Below are 16,659 nucleotides of genomic sequence, written 5' to 3'. Positions count from 1 at the left end.
CGCCCGGTGCTGCCGGGCTCCCCGCCCGATCACATCCGGCCGGCGTCGACCTTGATACGCTCGGAGGTGATCGAGGAGGACTGATCGCTCGCCAGGAACAAAGCGGCGCGCGCCACCTCCTCCGGCTCGACCCAGCGCTTCAGCGCCGCCTTGTCGGTGTAGTTCACCCGGACGATCTCCTCCTCCGGCCGGTTCTCCTTGGCGGCGCGGGCGGCGATGACGCGCTGCATCAGCTCGCCATTGACCGCACCGGGGCAGAGCGCATTGACCCGGATGCCGTGGATGCCGACCTCCTGCGCGACGGCCTCGGTAATGCCGATCACCGCGAATTTCGTCGCGGTATAGGCGCTGCGCATCGGATAGCCGCGCAGGCCCATCAGCGACGACATGTTGATGATCGAGCCGCTGCCGCGGGCCCGCATCAGCGGCACGCAATGCTTGATGCACAGGATCGTGCCGCGGATGTTGATCGCCATGGTCTCGTCCCATTGGGCGATGTCGAGATCCTCGGCATTGGCGACCTGCCCGGTCACGCCGGCATTGTTGACGAGGATGTCGACGCCGCCGAAGCGCGCGGCCGTCTCCCCGGCGAGCCTGGCCGCGTCGGCCTCCTGCGAGACATCGGCGGCGATGGCATGCGCGCCGATACCGGCGGCGGCCTTGTCGAGCGAGGCCTGGGAACGTCCGGCGATCACCACTTGCGCGCCCTCGGCGACGAACGTCCTGGCGATCGCCAGGCCGATGCCGGTGCCGCCGCCGGTGACGATCGCGACCTTGCCGGAAAGGGCTGGAGCACGGGACGATTGCGCTGGCATGATGCTGCCTCTCCTCCTCACGGCGATCGGCCAGATGCCGATGATTGCTGTTTGATATACGAGAATCAGTTTTGCATATCAATTAAACCGGCTTGGTTGCGCCCGGCCAGTCCTGGATAAGCCTCAGCTGCCGAGACTCTCCGGGATCGCCACGCCGAGGCGGTGGGCCTGGTCATGCAATGCCGCCAGCGTCTCCGCGGCCAGCGCACAGCTGCCATCGAAGCGCTTTCGCGCGTTGGCAGCGCGATCGCCGGGCATACGGATCGGAGCGGCGCCCGGAGTCGGCTTCGACTGCCGGATGCGATCGGCGAAGCCCGTTGCAGCCGCTTCGTAGTCTGAGACCGGCCTGAAGCCTTCGATCTCGATTGCCATGATGAGGTTGGCGCTGCCATAGGGCCGGGCGAGATCGCCATAGAGCGGCTGGACCTCGGCGCCGATGCCGCCGGCCGACAGGCCGCCGGCGAGAAGATCGACCATCACGGCGAGACCGAAACCCTTCGCCCCCGCCGCCGGCAGCAGCACGCCCTTGATCGCTTCGGCTGCGTCGCGGGTCGGCAGCCCCTCGGCGGTCTGGGCCCAGCCTTCGGGAATGGGCTCGCCCTTGCTCGCCGCCAGCCGGACCTTGCCCATCGCGCCGGCGCTCATGGCAAGGTCGAGCACGATGGGCTCGCCGCCGGTCGGGATGGCAATCGCCAGCGGGTTGTTGCCGACGACCGCCTCGGCCCCGCCCGGCGCCGGCAGCATCGGGCGGGTATTGGCCATGACGATGCCGATCTTGCCGGCGAGCGCGATCCTGCGGGCGAAGCGCCCGGCCGCGCCGAAATGGAAGGCGTTGCGGACGGCGGCGATGGCGACGCCATGCTCGGCGGCACGGGCGATCGCGATCTCGCAGGCGTGCTCGGCCGTGACATGGCCGAGCCCGTTTTGAGCATCGAGCGTCAGGCGCGCGCCCGCATCGACGACGATCTCGCCAATGGCTGCCGGATCGACGGAGCCCCGCGCGATCCGCTCCAGATACATCGGCAGCTGCAGCAGGCCATGCGAGGCCAGGCCCTCGATATCGGCATCGACGAGGGCCTCGGCCACCAAAGCGGCATTGTCGGGCGGCGTCCCGGCCGCCTCCAGCAGGGCGGCGGCGAAGCGGCTCAGCGCCTCAGCGGGATAGCGGCCCGACATCGGCATCAGCGCACCGGCGGCGCGTATTGCAGGCCGCCTTGGGTCCAGAGCTTGTTGAGGCCGCGCTCGATTCCGAGCTTCGAGCCCTTGCCGACATTGCGCTCATAGACTTCGCCGTAATTGCCGACCTGCTTGATGATCTGCAGCGCCCAATCCGGCTTGAGGCCCATCGACTCGCCGAGATTGCCGGTAGTGCCGAGCAGGCGCTGGACTTCGGGCGAGCCAGTTTTCTTCTGTTCCTCGGCATTGGCGGAGGTGACGCCGAGCTCCTCGCCGACGAGCATGGCATAGAGCGACCAGCGCACGATGCTGGTCCAGGTCTCGTCGCCCTGGCGCACCACCGGGCCGAGCGGCTCCTTCGAGATCAGCTCCGGCAGGATTACGTATTCCGTCGGGTTGACCAGCTTCAGCCGATAGGCCGAGAGCGCCGAGACGTCGTTGCTGAAGACGTCGCAGCGGCCGGATTCGAAGGCCTTGGCGACCTGGTCGCCGGCTTCGAAGGCGACGCCCTCGAACTTCATGCCATTGGCCCGGAAATAATCGGCGATGTTGAGCTCGGTGGTCGTGCCGGTCGGCACGCAGACCGAGGCGCCGTTGAGCTCCTTCGCCGATTTGATGTTCAGCGACTTGCGGACCATGAAGCCCTGGCCGTCATAGTAGCCGACGCCGACATAGCGCAGGCCCATCTGGGTGTCGCGCGACAGCGTCCAGGTCGCCTGGCGCGAGAGCACGTCGATCTCGCCGCTCTGCAGGCTGACGAAGCGATCCTTCGGGCTGAGCGGGGTATAGCGGACCTTGCCGGCATCGCCGAACACGGCGGCGGCCACGGCCCGGCAGATATCGACGTCGAAGCCGCCCCAGCGCCCGGCCTCGTCCGGCACCGAGAAGCCGGCGACGCCCGGGCTGACGCCGCAGATCATCTCGCCGCGGCTCCTGGCGGTCTCGAGCGTGCCGGCGGCGGCCGGCATGGCGCAGGCGGCCATCAGGCCGGCGATCAGCAACAAGCGAGTCTTCATTCGGATACCCTTCCCCCTGAGTGTCGTATCCGACGTTTCCCCGTCAGATCCCAGGGCGATCCTGACGGCTTTCTGACGCAGGAGGCGCGCGCCTCGGCTGATTTCGAGATGTGAAACGCCGGGACTTCCGGCCATATCCGGGAACGGGAGTGCCATCATCCGGTCATCGACATCGGTACGGCAAACCATGCAGACATCCGCCCAGTCCAGCTTCCGCAAACGCCTCGTCAGCGGCGCCTTCCTGGCGGGGAGCTTCGTCAAGACGCCGAGCCCGCATGCGACCGAGATTCTCGGCAATAGCGGCTTCGACTTCATCGTCGTCGACCAGGAGCACGCCCCCTTCGACCGCGTCACCACCGATCTCGTACTGCTGGCGGCGCGGGCGGCCGGCGTCGCCGGGGTCGTGCGCGTGCCGACGCTGACCAGCGACGCGATCCAGGCCTCGCTCGATTGCGGCGCGGTCGGCATCCTCGCCCCGCATGTCGCGAGCGTCGCAGATGCTGAAGCCCTCGTCGCGGCCTGCCGCTATCGCGGCGGCAAGCGCGGCTTCTCCGGCGTCACCCGCGCCGGCCGCTATGGCGGCAGCAAGATGTGGGACCTCGTCGACGCGGCCGATGCGTCGGTGGCGACGATCGCGATGATCGAGGACCCGTCGGCGCTGGGTGAGATCGACGCCATCCTCGCCGTCGAGGGGCTCGACGCCGTCTTCATCGGGCGCGGCGACCTCACCGTCGCCTTTGGTGCGCCGACCCGCGATGCGCCTGAGGTCCGCGACGCGGTCGATAGGATCCTCAGCGCTGCCAAGAAGGCCGGCAAGCCGGTCTGCGTGATGACCGACAATGGCGAGGAATCCGCGGGGTTCGCCGAGCGCGGCGCCAGCGCCTTCATCCTCTCCTCCGACCAGGGTTTTCTGCGCAAGGCCGCGAGTGAAACCCTGGCGCAGATGCAGGCAGCCAGGAGCCGGGTCGAGAACCCAGGTTCCCTATAGGAGACATCGATCCGTGAGCTATCCCTCCAGCGATCCGCGCTCGAAGCTCGCCGCTCCGGCAGCGGCGAAGGCCGCCCCGGTCAAGGCCTATGCCGGCGCCGACTATGCCCGCTTCTACGCGGAAGAGCCGCAGCAGGCGAACGAGAGCGAGCGCACCTGGCTGGCGCGCGGCCAGAACTTCATCGTCGCCTATTCGGACGTGAAGCCCGGCGCCGAGCTGGCGCGCGCGGACCAGCCGGACGAATACTGCCTGATCCTGCCCGAGAAGGAGCTTGAGGCGACGGTCACGGCCGGGACCGAGACGGTCGAGGTCGCGGGCGGTTCGATCGTCTTCGTGCCGCCTGGCGCCTCGCGCATCACGCTGAAGGGCGCCGGGCGTGTCATCCGCATCTTCTCCAGCGTCGCCGCCGACCTTGCGGCGGCCTGCTCCAATGCCGCCTCCTATGCGCAGCCCCATGCCAATGTCGCGCTGCTCCAACCCTGGCCGGAGCCGCGTGGCGGATTCAAGGTCCGCGCCTACAGCCTCGATGCCGGCGGCGGCGAGGGCCGTTTCGGCCGCATCTTCCGCTGCACCACGCTGATGGTGAACATGCTCGACCCGCGCCTTGGCCTGCGCGACGTCACCGCGCTCTCGCCGCATCACCATGATGATTTCGAGCAGGGCTCCCTCGTGATCGATGGCGGCTATGTCCACGACATCCGCTGGCCCTGGACGCCGGACATGCGGATCTGGCGCGAGGACGAGCACGAATTGATGGCGGCACCGTCGCTGACCGTGATCCCGCCGCCCTCGATCCACACCTCGCGCTCGGTCCTGCCCGGGCTGAACCAGATGATCGACATCTTCTCGCCGCCCCGCCTCGACTTCTCGCAGAAGCCCGGCTGGGTCATCAACGCCGCGGACTATCCGATGCCCGGCGAAACCGCTTGAGGGCCTGCGACATGACCGCCACGACCCAGACCACCGACGCGCGCAGCCGCCAGATCGCCGACCTCCTGGTCGGCGCCGTCGACCTGCATTGCCATAGCGGCCCGGCCGCGATGCCGCGCATCCTCGACCATCACGAGGCGATGCTCGACGCCGCCGCGGCGAAGTTCCGCGCCGTCGTTTACAAGGACCATTTCTACCTCGGCACCGCCCATTCGATCCTGCTCGAGAAACTGGTGCCGAACACCGGCGTCAGGCTGTTCTCGGGCATCGCGCTCAACAACGCCTCGGGCGGCTTCAACCCGCATGCGGTCGACCACGCCATCAAGCTCGGCGGCAAAATCGTCTGGATGCCGACGCTCTCGGCCAAGAACCATATCGACGTGCTCGCCTCCGGTGCGGTGAAAACCTTCCCGAAGACCGCGCAGAAGATGCTCGATCCGATCCCGCTGACGCCGATCGGCGCCGACGGCAAGCTCACCGACGACGTCAAGCTGATCCTCGACCTTATCGCGGCCGGCGACATCATCCTCGCCGGCGGGCATCTCTCGACGCCCGAGCTCTTCGCCGTGTTCGAGGAGGCGAAGGCGCGCGCCGTCAGGAAGCTGCTGGTCAATCATCCGACCTACATGGTCAACAACTGCAGCGATGCGGAGATCCGCGACCTCGTCGCGCTCGGCGCGGTGATGGAGCATTCGATCTGCATGTTCGTCGAAGGCAAGTCGAAGAAATTCGAGCCGCCGGAGCTGCGCCGGGTGATCGAGGTCGCCGGCGTCGAGAACACCGTGCTCTGCTCGGATCTTGGCCTCACGGGCTCGCCGCGCCCGATCGACGGCTATCGCGAGATCGTCGGCCATCTGCTCGACCTGCAGTTCACGGAGGCCGAGATCAAGCGCCTGACCGGCGGGCATGCAGCGGAGTTGCTGGGGTTGGAGGCGTAGGGCGTCCACACCTCATCCGATTGAACGCTTGCCTCAGAAGCCGAGCGCGGGGGACCCCTCCCCCTTGTGGGGAGGGGCAGGGGGGGTCGCAAAGCCGAAGCGATCGGCGGAGATTGATAGCGTTATCGCTGCTGCCAGCGCCATTGTCTGACGGTGGTCACCAGGCGGCACCACCCCCATCCCCAACCCTTCCCCACAAGGGGGAAGGGAGGAGGCCGACGATCAGCCTCGTGCCACGATATCGCGTGCGGAGACTTCCGCGCTTATTTCCGTTCGCTGCAGCGAACAAAAACCTCAATCCAGCGAAATCTGCGCAGCCTTCACGACATCCGCCCATTTCGCCACTTCCTGCGTCTGCGCGTTGCGCACCGCCGCGGCATCGCCGCTGAGCGAGCGCACGCCGATCGTCGCGAGCTTCTCGCGCCCCTCGGCGCTCTCGACATAGGCCCGCGTGATCGCGGCGATGCGCGTCACGATCGGCTCCGGCAGCCCCTTCGGCCCGACCATGGCGAACCAGCCGGTCGCGTTGACATCCGGCAAGCCCGCCTCGGCCAGGGTCGGCACCTCCGGCAGTTGCGGGGCGCGCTGGTCGCTGGTCACCGCGAGCGCGCGGATCGCGCCAATTTTGACATGCGGGATATAGGCCGGGATGAAGTCGATGGCGACATTGACCGTGCCCGCGAGCAGGTCGGTCGAGAGCGGGGCCGAGCCGCGATAGGGCACATGCGTCATCTGGAAATCGGCCTTGCGCTGGATCAGCTCGCCGGTGACATGGCCCATCAGGCCGAAGCCGGGGCTGCCGAAGGTGAGCTTGCCGGGATTGGCCTTACCGTAGGCGACGAGCTCGGCGAAGGACTTGACCGGCAGCGAGGGATGGACCGCGACGATGCCCTGGACGTCGCCGAGCAGCGCCACCGGGGCGAAATCGGCGAGCGGATCGAAGGTCAGCTTCTTGTAGAGTAACTTGTTGGTGGCGAGCGGCCCCGACGACGAGAACAGCAACGTGTAGCCATCCGCCGCCGCCCGGACGACGCCGGTCGCCGCGATATTGCCGCCGGCGCCGGTCTTGTTTTCGACGACGAAGCCCTGGCCGAGCTCGCTGCGCAATCTCTCCGCCAGCAGGCGCGCAACGACGTCCGTCGAGGCACCCGCCGGGAATGGCACGACGATGGTGACCGGCCGGCTCGGCCAGGTGTCGGCGAAGGCCTGCCCGCTAGCGGCCAGCGCACCGGCGCCCGCCATGGACGCCATGAAGCCACGGCGAGAAATCGGCCGCATCATTGAGGTTTCCTCCGGACAAGATCGCTTTGAAGCTGTTGTCCGGACACTAGGCAGGGGCGGTGCACCTCCCTCGGGAAAGCGCCGCTATTTCTCCCCTTGAAACGCGACGCCCATGGATTGCGAGAGCGCCTCCAATTGCGCCTCGATATTCGCCGCTGCCTTCTTCAGCGGATGGATGATCCTGGCCTTGTCCTCGGGATTGGGTACCGCAGCGCGGAAGAAGGTGACGCCGAAGGTCGCGAGCACGCGCTCGCCGAGCTTGATCGGCACCGCGATCGTCGCGGAATTCTTCGGCTCGGCGGCGGGATCGCGCTCGGTATAGCCGCGCCAGCGCGCCTGCTCGATCATGCGCTCGACCTCCTCGTCGGAGAGGCTGCTGTTCTCGGGCTCGGCCGAGCTGCGCATGGCGGCGCGCAAGACCTCGCGCTCCTCGTCCGGACAGAAGGCGAGATAGGCGCGCCCGAGCGCCCGGCCACCCAAGTTGAGCCGATAGCCGAGCGTCGCATGGAAGGGCGAGATCGGGCTGTCGGGGATCGTCGAGAAGCGCACGACCACGGCGTCGTAGTCGAGCAGGCAGACGGCGCAGGGCCATTTGATCTGGCGCGTCAGCGCGGTCGCCCAGGGCCGCGCCGCCTCGATCACCATCGGCGCGCCATGGAAGCCCGAGCTCAGATGCGCCACCTGCGAGGTCACGAGATAGCCACGCATGCGCTCGTCGCGCACGACATAGCCGGCTTCCATCAGTGTCTCGAGCAGGCGCACGATCGTCGGCTTCGGCATGCCGGTGCGGCGATGCAGTTCGCCCACGGTCGCGACGCTGCAGCGGTTGACCTCGGTCAGCAGCCGCAGCGCCTTAAGAACGGACTGGACGGGCGCGAAGGAGAACACGCTGCGGATCCGGCTAAGCGAGCACGAACCGCTGTTCTAGATGAGAATTCTCCAAACTCGCTAGCTATTCGCGCAGCCCGGCGGACTATTCCGGCATGGTCAGCACGACCTTGCCGACCTGATCGCCCGCATCCATCAGCGCATGGGCGTCCCGGACATCGTGCCAGTCGAAGCTCGCGCAGATATGGCTGCGGATCGCGCCGCTCTCCAGCAGCGGCCAGACCTTCTCAACCAGCTTGGCCGCGATCCGCCCCTTATAGGCGGCATCGCGCGGCCGCAGCGTCGAGCCGGTCAGGGTCAGCCGGCGGCGGACGATGTTGCGGACATTGACCTCGGCCATCTGGCCGAGATGGCTGGCGATCAGCACGACGCGGCCATCGGGCGCCAGCAATTGCAGCTGCTTTTCCGTGTAGGGCCCGGCCTGCGCGTCGAGGACGACATCGACCTTCTCCTTGCCGATCGCAGCCTCGATCTCGGCGACCCAGTCGGCGCGGTAATCGACGGCGAGATCGGCGCCGATCTCCAGGCAGACCGCGCGCTTCTCGGCAGTGCCGGCGGTCGCGATCACCCGGGCACCGCGCAACTGCTTGGCGATCTGGATCGCAGCCATGCCGACGCCGCTGGTGCCGCCCTGGACCAGAAGCGTCTCGCCATCGGCCAAACGACCGAGCCAGATCACATTGTTCCAGGCGGTGAAGAACACCTCCGGCAACGCCGCTGCCTCAGCGAAGGAGAAGCCTTTCGGCAGCTTCATGCATTGCAGGGCCGGCACGGCGCAAAACTCGGCATAGCCGCCGCCATTGGCGAGCGCGCAGACGGCATCACCGACCTTCGGCCAGCTGACCTCGGCGCCGACAGCCTCGACCACACCGGAAACATCGAGCCCCGGCAGATCGGTCGCGCCGGGCGGCGGCGGATAGAGGCCGCGCCGTTGCTGGATGTCGGGCCGGTTCACGCCCGCCGCCCGCACGCGGATCAGCACATCGCCCGCGCCGAGCGCCGGCACGGGGCGGTCGCAGAAGGCGAGGACCTCGGGGCCGCCCGGCCTGGTGATCTCGATCGCTTGCATCAGTCGGTCTCGTTGTTCTGTGAAGGGCGGAGGGAGCGCATGATCTCCGGCAGGCGCTCGCGGGCAGACATCATCAGGCGCTCATAGATCGAGTTGCCATGGGCATCGATCGCGACGATCACCGGGCCGAAGCCGCTTAGCCGCAGCCGGTTGAGGCGAAACTGCATGATCAGGTCGCGCCAGGCGCAATCGGTCACCGCCTCGACGCCCTCACTCAGCAGGGCCGAGGCACCGCCTACGAAGGAAAAATAGACGCAGCCGACCTCACGCATGGCGTCTACGCTGTCCTGCGAGAGCCCACCCTTGCCGCCGGTCGCGGTGAGGCGCAGGCCCCGGATCAGTGTCGGCATCAGATGGTTGAAGCGGCTCGATGTCGTCGGGTTGACGTAATGGACCGCGCCGGGTCGGCCGCCGTCGTCCTCATAGCTCACGCCCATATGGAAGAAGGCGCCGTCGCGCAGCGAGAGCGGCAGTTCGCGGCCGGCCTCGACCTCCGCGACCATGCGCTTCTGGGTCGGCATGCCGACGGTCGCGACCGCATCGCCGTCGAGCAGCACGACGTCGCCGACCTTGAGCGCGCGCGCCGCTTCGGGCGTCAGCGGCAGGGTCAGACGGATGGGAGACGGGCTCGTCATTCGATCCGCTCCACCACGCCGGAATTATAGATCCGCGCCCGCGTCCGCCGGTTGATCCAGCAGTTGAACGAGACCGCGACCGGGGTGAAGCCGTGGCCGGAGGCGTATTCGACATGGACCCCGAAGGTCGTGGTCGCGCCGCCGACGCCCATTGGGCCAAAGCCCATCTGATTGACCGCGCGGGTCAGGCGCTCCTCCATATCCGCGACCATCGGCTCGGGATTGCGTTCGCCGAAGGGACGCAGGGTCGCGTCCTTGGAGAGCTTCGCCGCATGGTCGAAGGTGCCGCCGATGCCGACGCCGATCACCACCGGTGGGCAATGCTGGCCGCCTGCCCTGAGCACGATCTCCAGGATGCAGCGCTCGATCTCGTCGAGGCTCGGGCTGACCAGTATCTCGACCGCGGCCCAGCGCCCGCCGCCGAGCGCCTTGGGCGCGCAGGTGATGTCGAGATAGTCGCCCTCGCCGACGAGATCCCAGGAGACCAGCGGCATATCCTTGCCGTGAAAGCTGCGCTCATTGGTCAAGGGGTTGGTGACGAAGCGCAACAGCGGCGGCTGGATCGTGCGAGTGAGCTCGGCAAAGCCATCGACGATCGCCTGGCGGATGTCGCCTTCCATCCGCGCGCCGGAGCCGATCTTGATCGAGTAGCTCGGCACGCCGGCATCGGAGCAGAGGAATTTGCCGGTTGTCTCGGCGCGCTCGGCGCTGTCCAACATGAAGGCGAGCGTCTGGCGCGCCTGCGGCTCGGTTTCCGTCGCCAGCGCCTTGCGGAACTCGGCCTTGGAGGATTCAGGAATACGGCGCAGCGACCAATCATAGAGATTGGCCGTGACCTCCTTGACCAGCTCGTAGGTGATTGCCATGCGCACCGTCCGTTCGACGGCGTGAAACTAGTCGAATGATAGAAGTCGGCTTGGCGCCCACGTCGCGTTTCGCGAGGTGAAATCGAGACCGCCTGCCTCCCCGCCTCCCGGCTTCGCATTATTGAGCTGATCAGCCAGAACTGCGCCCGGAAACAGGACGAGCGATCATGAGCCATGTCGACATCACCGGCTTCGACCTGACGATCGACGAGATCGTCCGCGTCGCCAGGGAGAAGGCACCTGTCGCCGTGACGCCGGAGGCGATCGAGCGGATGAAAGCCGCCCGCGCCATCATCGACGGCGCCGTGGCGCGCGGCGAGAAGATTTATGGGGTCACCACCAGCGTCGGCGCCAAGACCGGCGTGCCGCTCGCCCCGGAGCGCATTGGCGAGTTCAACCGCCGTCTGCTGCTCACCCACAATGTCGCGCACGGCCCCCTCGCCTCGCCCGAGGCCGTCCGGGCGATGATGCTCGTCCTGCTCAACTCGATGGCGAGCGGACGCCTTGGCGTGCGCCCGCTGCTGGCCGAGCGGCTCACCGACGCTCTCAACAGCGACAGGCAGATCGAGGTGCATGTCTGGGGCTCGATGGGCCAGAGCGACATGGCCCCGATCACCGATCTCGCGCTCACGCTCTATGGGGATCTCGATTTGCAGGCCGGCGAAGCGCTGGCGATGCTCAACTCCAGCGCGCTCGCCCTCGGCATTTCGGCGCTCGCCATGGCCGATTTGCAGCGCAGCCTCGATCTCTGGAGCCTGATCGGCGCGCTGAGCATGGAGGGCTTTGCCGCCAACCCGTCGATCGTCTCGGAGGCCGCCTTGCGCTCGCGCCCCTTCGCCGGGCTGGAGCGACATGGGCGACGGATCAGGCGCTATCTCGACGGCAGCTACCTCTTCGTCAAAGGCGGGCCGCGCCACCTGCAGGATCCGCTGAGCTTCCGCTCGCTGCCCCTGCTGCACGGCACGGCGGCGGACAGCCTCGATTTCGCCTGGCGCCAGGTCGAGACCGAGTTCCGCGCCAGCCAGAACAATCCGATCGTCTCGCTGGAGGAGCGCTCGCTGGTCTCGGTCGCCAATTTCGACACGGTCTGCCTGTCGATGGCGCTCGACATCGCCCGCCTCGCCTTCGCGCCGGTGGTGACGGCCTCGGCCGAGCGCGTCGCCAAGCAGGTCGATTCCTTCTGGTCGGGCCTCACGGTCGGCCTGATCGAGGAGGACGGCGTCGGCCTGCCCGGCTTCAATGGGCTCGCCCAGTTCCACAAGGCGATCGCCTCGGAGGCGCGGCTCGCGACGGCTCCGGTGGTTCAGGAACTCGCCAGCTCCAGCCACTCCAACGGCAATCTCGACCGCGCCGGCATGGCGACCTTCGCAGCGCGCAAGACGATGGAAGTGGCGGAACTGTGCAGGTCGATCGCCGGGGTCGAGCTGATGGTCGCGGCGCAGGCGACCCAGAGCCGTAAGGCGACGCCGCTCGGCGCGCTCACCGGCAAGCTCTTCGCCCTCGTGCGCGAGGCCGTCCCCTTCGCCGCGGCCGGCGACCGCGTGCCACATCTCGATCCGCTGCTGCGGCACCTTGAGAGCCGTCGCTGCGAAGTCGATGCCTTGGTCGGCGCGGACGGCTGAGCTCTCACGCCCCCGCGGCGTAGTTCACGCGGTCAAGTGCGTTGACCGCGCGGACCTCGCCCGAAGGTTCGCCGCTGACGCCGGCGCGGCGGTGCAGGCGGGCCCGTCGCGGCTCGCCGGGTGCCAGATGGAACCAGCTCCGTTCCGGCCGCCAGCCGGCATCGACGATCTCGACCGATTGCGCCAAGCGCTGGGTCGAGAGGACGAGGCTCCAGTCGTCGCCCTCGCGCTCCAGCTGCGCCGACAGCCCGCAGTGATGGCGCTCATGGCCGCGCCCGAGCGGGAAGTGGAAGGCTTCGGCCAAGACCGCACCGCTCGCGGCATCGCGCAGCGCGGCGGAGGTCACGTCGTGGCCGGGCGGGCCGAAGCGATAGGCATAGGTGATGTCGAAGAAGCGGCCGATCAGCTCGAAGGCGGACAGCGTTACCGCTGAGCGCGGCGCGAGCTCGACCTCGCGCTTCGCCTGGACCACGGCGACCTCGCCGGCACGCCAACAAGTCAGCTCGACAGTCGCGGCGAGCGGCTCCGGACGCTCGTTCAGGACATGCAGGCCGAGCCCGTTGACGCCCTCGTCGGTGAGCGCGAGCTGGACTGGCCGGAAGGCGCGGGCGAGCCCATGCCAGGCCGATTTCGGCTCGCCATCGCTGGCGATGACGCCCCAGCCGGCACCGGGTTGCAGATCCTGCAGCAGCCAGACCAGCGCGCCTGATGTCGGCGAAGCTGGCCGGCGCCATTCGGCGAAGGTCTCTTCCATGACCTCGGCGACGACCGCGCGTGACAGCGCGAAATAGCGCTCCGGGTCCTCGCGCCGCAGCCGCGCTGGTTCGATCCCGTAGAGCCGTTCGAGATAGTGATCGCGCACATCCTCGAAATCCCAGGAGGCGCCGGCATCGCGCGGCACGGCGCGCTTCCAGTCGGGATGATGCGTGATCGCCGGCGGCTTGCCACCGCGCAGCGAGACCTCCTCCGGCACATTGGCAAAGGCGAGGCTCTCGGCGGCGAAGCGGACATTCGCGCGGCGGGCATCGTCGAGGCCGCGCATATAGGCGCCGACGCCGTAGTAGTGCGTCACGCCCTTGTCGGCGACGAAGGGCAACGGCCCACCCGAAGGCGAGTTCGGGACATAGGCGATGTCGGGGCGAAGGCGAGCGACCGCCTCCGGCAGGACCTCGTCGAAGACCGGACCGGACCAGGCTTCAGGCGGCGCGCCCAGCATCGCCGATTGTTGGAAGACCTCGCTGCCGCCGCAAAGCACGGCGAGGCTCGGCGAGCCTTGCGTTCTATTGAGCAGCCCCTCGACCTCCACTGCGATGGCGGCGCGAAAGCCGGAATCGCCCTGCGGATAGTCGAAATTGGCCAGCATCATCTCCTGCCAGACCATGATGCCGAGCTCGTCGCAGAGCGCGAAGAAGGCGTCGTCCTCATAGGTCATCACGCCAGGCAGACGGATCATGTTCATCCCGGCCTCGCGCGCCAGCCGGAGCCAAGGCTCGTAAGCGGCGCGGCCGCCAGCCAGCGTGGTGACGTCGGCATTGCTCCAGCAAGCGCCGCGGCAGAACACCGGAATCCCGTTGACGATCAGGCCAAAGCCCTCGCCATCGTCGCCGCGATCGACCTCCAGCGAGCGGAAGCCGATGCGGCCGAGCTCAATCGTCTCGCCATCCAGCATGAGCGTGAGATCGTGCAGCGCCGGCTCGCTATGGGTATGCGGGAACCAGGGCGCGATGGCGGGCAAGGATAATGTGCCGGCTAATCGACTATCGCCATCCGCGTGCAAGGCGGTCTCGCCGCCGGCACAGCGCATGATTGCGCGGCCTGGCAACGACGTATTTGGAGCAAGTGTCAGGCTGAGCGCGACGGTGCCGGTCTGCCCGTCATAGCTCGTGCGCAGATCGACGGCCTCAATCTTCGGCGCACCCGCCTCGCTCTCGATCCGCAGCACCGGACGGTACGGCCCGGTCGGCAGGCCGGGCGGGCACCAGCCCGGCATCGAGCCGAGCGAGCTGGTGCGGAACCAGCGCAAGCCATTGGGCTGGATCATTGTCGGCCGCCAACGGGATCGACGCGGGGCAGCGGCAAGCTTGGGCGCGAGTGCGCGGAAGCATAACGCAATCTCCGTCCCGGCTGGGCAGCTCACAGCAAGCTCTACGGGCGCGAACATCGAGACGCTGTCGGCCTGCTTGGCGCCGCCAACCCAGATCTCCGTCACAGTCGCCAGCCCCTCGAAGCGCAGGCGTCCGTTCAGGGGGTTGGTCAGCCTTGTGCGGTACCAGTGATCCTGCTGGCCGATCGCGTTGGCGCTGGCATCGTCAAGGCGCCCGAGAGCGCGCAGCGTCCCGGCGACCGTGCCTGGGACCGCGGCCTCCTGCCAGCCGTCGCCCTCCGGCAGATCAGCCGGCGTCGCAACGGCATCGGGCGCTGTCGCAAGCCAGGACCAGCCTGCGAGCGACTCCGCCCGTTCTCCGCTACGCGCGACGACGCGGGCCATGGCTCAGCCGGGGAAGCGCTGCCCGAGCGCCTCGCTGACCTGGTCATGCTCACCGACGAGGCCGGCGAGCGTCGCGTCGAAGCGCTCGAAACGCTTCTGTTTCATCGCCCTGGCGAGGTGGAACTGCGCCACCTTGGCGCCCTCGGCGATGCGCAGGGAGCCATCGCGGGCGGCTTCCAGCCCATCGACGGACTGGCCGAGCCAGGAGAGATGGCTGGCGAGCAATTCGAAATTCGCGCCGAGCTGGCGCAGCGTGTTGAAGGCGTAGTGATGGAAGGCCGCACCCGGCCGCTCGGCCAGCGCCTCGGCCTGCGCGGTCGCGACAGCGCGGAAGGCCGCGACGGGATTGTCGCTCGGCCGGCGCGCGACGTGGCGGGCGAGCAGCTTCAGCGCAGTCGCGCGCAGGGTTGCCTCATCCGGCCGGCGCTGCGGCAGGCGCACCATCTCGGCATAGGGGAAGAGCGTGTCGTCGCGCATCTGCCCCGGCAGCAGCCGGAACAGGCCGTCGAAATCCTCGCCTTCGGCGCGATGCAGGCCGTCGTTGTGGAAATAGTCGAGCTCGCGGGCGGCGCGGTCGAGCCGGTTCACCGCGATCGTCGTCTTGCCGTGACTGTCGCGATAGGAGACGCCGCGGGTGTCGGGCATATAGAAGGAATCGAGTTCGAGCAGCACCAGCCGGCCGAGCGATATCTGCTGCTCGATATGGCTAATCAAATCGTCATAGAGCGCGAGCTCCGTCACCTTGAGGCCGTAGAGCGCCTCGAGATCGTCGAGCGGCGGCTTGAAGAAGGTGAACTGGTCGCCCTCGAAATCCTGCGTGATCGTGAAGCCGAAGGCGGCCGCCGGCTCCAGGCCGAGTGCGTGCAGGATCTCGATCCAGAGATCGGCATAGCAATTGGTCTGCGGCCAATGCCGCTCGCCGGCATGCATGGCATGCCTGTCATAGGCGAGCGGATCGACCGGCAGGAGCCGGCCCGCCATGGCGGCGGGCGCGGCGATCTTTTGCTGGGCCGTCATCGTGCTCACGGCCAGAGCACGTTGCGGACCGCAGTCGGCCAGCGCTCGACGTCGTAGCCGTGGTGCTTGAACAGAGCGAGCGCGACCCGCTCCATGCCGAATCCGACGCAGGCGGTGTGCGCGGTCTCACCGGCAGCGGTCTCGATGCCCCAGGTCGTACCGAAATGGTCCTGATGGTAGTTGAAGGAGAGGCAGGCGGTCGGCTTCTCCTCGCTCTCGATCGGGATCAAGAGCTCGAACTTCAGGCGCTGGTCGCGCTGGTTGTTGGCGAGCATGCGCCCGGCCCGGCCGAAGAACGGGTCGTTGGCCACGTCGAGATTCAGGGGCACGCCGAGCGAGGCCATCATCTCCCGGCCGCGTTCCAGCCAGGTCGCGCGGAATTCCGTGACCTGCTCGGGCGTGCCGAAGCGGACATATTCGCGCATCCGGAAGAGCTGCATCCGGGCCGGATCCTTCGAGGGCTCGTGCCGGAAGCAGTAGGATTGCAGGTCGAACAGCGCGCCTTCCGCCTTGAGCGGGCCGCGCTTGGCCACGACCGGATAGAGCGGGTAGCAGGCGGCCGGGGTCAGCACGACCTCGGTCGAGATCTGTCCGTCGGTCCAGTCGACCCCATCGGCCACCTTGTGCAGCAATTCGGCATGGGCGCGCTCGTCCCCGACAAAGGAATGCACGGTGCCGGCAAGCTGCGGGAAGCTCTTGAGATAGCCGCTCTTCTCGAAATGCTTGCGGCTCATCGCCGGCGGAAAGCGCACGACCTCGGCGCCGTCCTGCCCGCCATGGCGGGTGATCAGGTCGTCGAAGCGGGCGATGACCTCCTCGAACAGGCCGCTACGGCCATAGAGCCCGTCGACACCGATGTCGATCAGCAGGCCGGTATCGATCAGTTCCGCGAGGAAGCCCTGCGGCTGGGGGCAATTCTGGCACATGCG

At 67.8% G+C, this 16,659-nt stretch carries 15 protein-coding genes; 4 read left to right on the top strand and 11 right to left on the bottom strand.

All coding sequences use genetic code 11. From position 1 onward, the window contains the following. Positions 1-29 precede the first annotated feature (29 nt). The 3 genes from AC3WLC_RS09350 to AC3WLC_RS09340 form a co-directional block, all read right to left on the bottom strand. Positions 30-815, bottom strand: coding sequence for an SDR family NAD(P)-dependent oxidoreductase (locus AC3WLC_RS09350; protein WP_493683650.1), 786 nt, complete (start codon positions 813-815; stop codon positions 30-32). Positions 816-938: 123 nt separating this feature from the next. Next, positions 939-1,997: an Ldh family oxidoreductase gene (locus AC3WLC_RS09345; RefSeq protein WP_493683649.1), complete on the bottom strand. Its 1,059-nt coding sequence runs from the start codon at positions 1,995-1,997 to the stop codon at positions 939-941. After that, a complete protein-coding gene (locus AC3WLC_RS09340) occupies positions 1,997-3,007 on the bottom strand; it encodes an amino acid ABC transporter substrate-binding protein (RefSeq protein ID WP_493683648.1) in 1,011 nt (336 codons plus the stop codon). The genes AC3WLC_RS09345 and AC3WLC_RS09340 overlap by 1 nt, the downstream gene beginning before the upstream one ends. Before the next feature lie 187 nt (positions 3,008-3,194). On the opposite strand from AC3WLC_RS09340, the gene AC3WLC_RS09335 reads away from it, so the two are divergent. The 3 genes from AC3WLC_RS09335 to AC3WLC_RS09325 are packed head-to-tail and all read left to right on the top strand — an operon-like array spanning position 3,195 to position 5,864. Beyond that, positions 3,195-3,995: an HpcH/HpaI aldolase family protein gene (locus AC3WLC_RS09335; protein ID WP_493683647.1), complete on the top strand. Its 801-nt coding sequence runs from the start codon at positions 3,195-3,197 to the stop codon at positions 3,993-3,995. A gap of 13 nt (positions 3,996-4,008) precedes the next feature. After that, positions 4,009-4,926, top strand: a complete 918-nt coding sequence (locus AC3WLC_RS09330) for a cupin domain-containing protein (protein ID WP_493683646.1) — start codon at positions 4,009-4,011, stop codon at positions 4,924-4,926. 11 nt (positions 4,927-4,937) lie between these two features. Further along, positions 4,938-5,864, top strand: coding sequence for a DUF6282 family protein (locus AC3WLC_RS09325; RefSeq protein ID WP_493683645.1), 927 nt, complete (start codon positions 4,938-4,940; stop codon positions 5,862-5,864). 294 nt (positions 5,865-6,158) lie between these two features. Here AC3WLC_RS09325 and AC3WLC_RS09320 read toward each other — a convergent pair whose 3' ends face one another. The 5 genes from AC3WLC_RS09320 to AC3WLC_RS09300 all read right to left on the bottom strand — a co-directional run bounded on the left by AC3WLC_RS09320 (position 6,159) and on the right by AC3WLC_RS09300 (position 10,603). Beyond that, on the bottom strand, positions 6,159-7,142 hold the full coding sequence (locus AC3WLC_RS09320) for a Bug family tripartite tricarboxylate transporter substrate binding protein (RefSeq protein ID WP_493683644.1): 984 nt from the start codon (positions 7,140-7,142) through the stop codon (positions 6,159-6,161). 87 nt (positions 7,143-7,229) lie between these two features. Beyond that, on the bottom strand, positions 7,230-8,033 hold the full coding sequence (locus AC3WLC_RS09315) for a DNA-binding transcriptional regulator (protein ID WP_493683643.1): 804 nt from the start codon (positions 8,031-8,033) through the stop codon (positions 7,230-7,232). Positions 8,034-8,118: 85 nt separating this feature from the next. Next, entirely contained in the window at positions 8,119-9,102 is a 984-nt protein-coding gene (locus AC3WLC_RS09310; RefSeq protein ID WP_493683642.1) for an NAD(P)H-quinone oxidoreductase, read from the bottom strand. Beyond that, complete coding sequence (locus AC3WLC_RS09305; RefSeq protein ID WP_493683641.1) at positions 9,102-9,737, bottom strand: fumarate hydratase C-terminal domain-containing protein; 636 nt, start codon at positions 9,735-9,737, stop codon at positions 9,102-9,104. The genes AC3WLC_RS09310 and AC3WLC_RS09305 overlap by 1 nt, the downstream gene beginning before the upstream one ends. After that, positions 9,734-10,603: a fumarate hydratase gene (locus AC3WLC_RS09300; RefSeq protein ID WP_493683640.1), complete on the bottom strand. Its 870-nt coding sequence runs from the start codon at positions 10,601-10,603 to the stop codon at positions 9,734-9,736. Before AC3WLC_RS09300 ends, AC3WLC_RS09305 begins: the two co-directional genes overlap by 4 nt. Positions 10,604-10,770: 167 nt before the next feature. Between AC3WLC_RS09300 and AC3WLC_RS09295 the strand changes: the two genes are divergently transcribed. Continuing rightward, a complete protein-coding gene (locus AC3WLC_RS09295; protein WP_493683639.1) occupies positions 10,771-12,225 on the top strand; it encodes an aromatic amino acid lyase in 1,455 nt (484 codons plus the stop codon). A gap of 4 nt (positions 12,226-12,229) precedes the next feature. Here the strand turns inward: AC3WLC_RS09295 and AC3WLC_RS09290 are convergent, their stop codons facing one another. Genes AC3WLC_RS09290 through AC3WLC_RS09280 form a run of 3 tightly spaced genes read right to left on the bottom strand, consistent with a single transcriptional unit; the run spans position 12,230 to position 16,656 of the window. Next, on the bottom strand, positions 12,230-14,713 hold the full coding sequence (locus tag AC3WLC_RS09290) for a glycosyl hydrolase 2 galactose-binding domain-containing protein (protein ID WP_493683638.1): 2,484 nt from the start codon (positions 14,711-14,713) through the stop codon (positions 12,230-12,232). Between the two features lie 3 nt (positions 14,714-14,716). Continuing rightward, positions 14,717-15,730, bottom strand: a complete 1,014-nt coding sequence (locus AC3WLC_RS09285) for a DUF1839 family protein (RefSeq protein WP_493684523.1) — start codon at positions 15,728-15,730, stop codon at positions 14,717-14,719. Positions 15,731-15,735: 5 nt separating this feature from the next. Continuing rightward, positions 15,736-16,656 carry an amino acid--[acyl-carrier-protein] ligase gene (locus tag AC3WLC_RS09280; protein WP_493683637.1) on the bottom strand — a complete coding sequence of 307 codons (921 nt, stop codon included), beginning with the start codon at positions 16,654-16,656 and terminating at the stop codon, positions 15,736-15,738. Positions 16,657-16,659: the final 3 nt, after the last annotated feature.

It is taken from the genome of Allobosea sp. GW821-FHT03A12, from assembly GCF_058986765.1.
Note: the sequence above shows the minus strand (reverse complement) of the source record. Positions and strands in the feature narration are given on the sequence as shown.